Consider the following 2,392-nt stretch of genomic DNA (forward strand, 5'->3'; position numbering starts at 1 on the left):
TAGCGACACCAAAACCGTCGCTCAAACAGCAGCGAAAAAATCACCGCACCCGCCGTAATTAGCAGCAGTAGACAGCCCGATAGGTACGCGGTGTTTTCCAGATCCCACAGTTCCTCCCACAGCAGAATCAGCGCAAACAGGCCAAACACAAACCAGCCGCCCCATTTGTCCGCCTCCTGACGCGACCACGGCAGCAGTTTTCGCGGGTAGACCCACAGTGAGAATTTCTGCGCCAGTTCGCCGTAGATCATAAACGGACAAAAGGCGCACCACAGCCGCCCGACGAACGGAAACGCAATTAGAATCCCCAGCCACCACCACGACCAAAATAAATTCAAGGCAATATTGGCATCGCGGCTTTGCGGTCCCAGCATTAGGACGGCAACCACCACGGCAAAGAAGCCGAATGTGAAGCCGTAGTTGATTCGATCGGGATACCACGGACTGCGAAGGAACGATCGCAGTTTCGGGTAAGCGTTCAGCAGATTCCAGCGGAACTGCCGCGCCTTCTCACTGGCAGACCAGAACACTTCCTCAGTTAGCTCTGCCGCGCCGTTCGACTGAATCACCGCCCGCTCCACCAGTCCTTCGAGTTCAGTCAGGTTGCCGGGAAAGTCGTAGCCTTGCAGTCGCCGGCTCGCTTCAGGCGTCAGCTTTGGTTTCGGAATGCCGCGCGATCGACAAAACAGGCTGAGGTAGTACTCCACTTGCGCCACAATGTCTGCCTTTCGCACCCGCAGCGGCGGCACTTTAATACTGTGTCCCACTAGGTTCTTGCGCTCCAGAGCAGGCAGAATCTTCTCTGAAGTCATCAGAATCCGAGCGCGACAGGGACGTGGCTTCGCTGGCGGCTCGCCTTCGCGTTCAACGGGCGTGTACTCTCCGGTTTCCAGCAGCGACACCAGCTTGTTCTGCAACTCTGGGCCAAGGTCTTGCAGGTTATTTAACAGCAGCGTTCCTTCGCCTGTCCATTCAATCAATCCCAGTTTGCCGCCGACGCGTCCGAATAAATCGGCTCCGCTAGCTTGCAGCGTGTCGCAGTTGACTTTGACCATTGGCTCGTGACGGTGGCGCGACCCGAAGTGAATCAGCGCGGCGGTGTTATCTTTCTCTAGTCCCGGTTCGCCAAATATCAGGACCGATCGCCGATCTTCTGCTGCTTTTTTAATCTCCTGTCGCTGCCGCACGGCGTACCGACTCGACCCAACAATGCCCCGCTTCACCTTCGGCACTAAATAGGGACGCAGGGCGATTTGGCGATCGCGCTCGTACGCCAACTGCGCTGACACCTGATCTAGTTCGGTCGCTAACTGCTGCGACAGAGTTTGACTAATCTCTGGATACTCCTGCACCAGCGCTAGAAAAGCGTCACGCTCGATGCGCCAGAGTTCGCTATCGGTTAGCGTGATCACGGTTTGCTCGGCAGGTTTGTCGAGCAGCAGTTCTTTTAAATGCAGCACGCTTCCGGGCAGTAGACTCTGCGCGATCGCCGCCGTAGTGCGACTGGTGCGGTAGCTCTCTAGCCGCCCCGATCGCAGAATATACAGCGCTTCTGGACGCGCATCTTCCAGAATGAGACGGCGATTTTCTTGAAAGGGTTCGGCTTGAATCGCAGCGGCGATCGCGTCTAGAGCAGGATCGGACAGCGCTCCCAAAGGAGTGTTCTGTCGCAGCCACACAACTTCTGTGGATTCCATTGTCGCCTCCGATCGTGCTTGTGACTGCGATTCTAGCGGAAGACGTAGACGCATCGAGTCCTGCTCAGCCGAAGCGTTACATTGCACAACAAGGATCTAAGATCTACGACGAACTGTGCGAGAAAGAGCGCGACGGAGTTCTACACTGGTGATTGCACCTAGAAGAGAGACGGATAGCCGTTGAGTCAGCAGTTCCACAATCCTGGCATTAACAACACGAGCAGGTATATCGTCCGGTAAGTTGATAAAAATCACTCCTGCCGTAAAGTTTTCACTCCAGGTTCTAATATTAGTGAATCCTCGATCGCGTGTGATGATGATGGCATCTGCTGCCATAACCTCTGGATCTGGGCGTCCCTCAAGTCCAATATTTCGAACATCCTGAACGTTGAAGCCCAGTGCCATAAGCTGAGGAGCAGGAAAACGGGGCATGTTTTCATCGATCAAGATATTCAATCGTTAAGCTCCCAGCGGCACTGCGTCGATCTGCGCTACGAGATGGGCGGCATAAGATAAGGCAGCTTGGATTTGCTCTGCGGTTAGCCCATATTCCTGCATCACTTCTTCCACAGTCATCCCGCCAGCTAGAGAGCCGATCGCGATTGAAACAGGCACACGGGTTCCGGTAATCACAGACTTACCGTGATGAATATTCGGGTCAACGTTAATGTGAGGTGCAATTTCCATTCGCATAC

Annotated in this window: 3 protein-coding genes; all 3 read right to left on the reverse strand. The window is 54.6% G+C overall.

What is annotated here, in order from left to right:
• A partial coding sequence (locus tag H6F43_RS08355; protein ID WP_190342338.1) for a sigma 54-interacting transcriptional regulator occupies window positions 1-1,697 on the reverse strand: 1,697 nt, incomplete at its 3' end.
• Window positions 1,698-1,793: 96 nt separating this feature from the next.
• Complete coding sequence (locus H6F43_RS08360) at window positions 1,794-2,153, reverse strand: DUF5615 family PIN-like protein (protein WP_347272386.1); 360 nt, start codon at window positions 2,151-2,153, stop codon at window positions 1,794-1,796.
• A 3-nt stretch (window positions 2,154-2,156) separates the two neighbouring features.
• Complete coding sequence (locus H6F43_RS08365; RefSeq protein ID WP_190342337.1) at window positions 2,157-2,384, reverse strand: DUF433 domain-containing protein; 228 nt, start codon at window positions 2,382-2,384, stop codon at window positions 2,157-2,159.
• Window positions 2,385-2,392 lie beyond the last annotated feature (8 nt).

The organism is Leptolyngbya sp. FACHB-36 (genome assembly GCF_014695955.1).
Classification (GTDB): domain Bacteria; phylum Cyanobacteriota; class Cyanobacteriia; order Leptolyngbyales; family Leptolyngbyaceae; genus FACHB-36.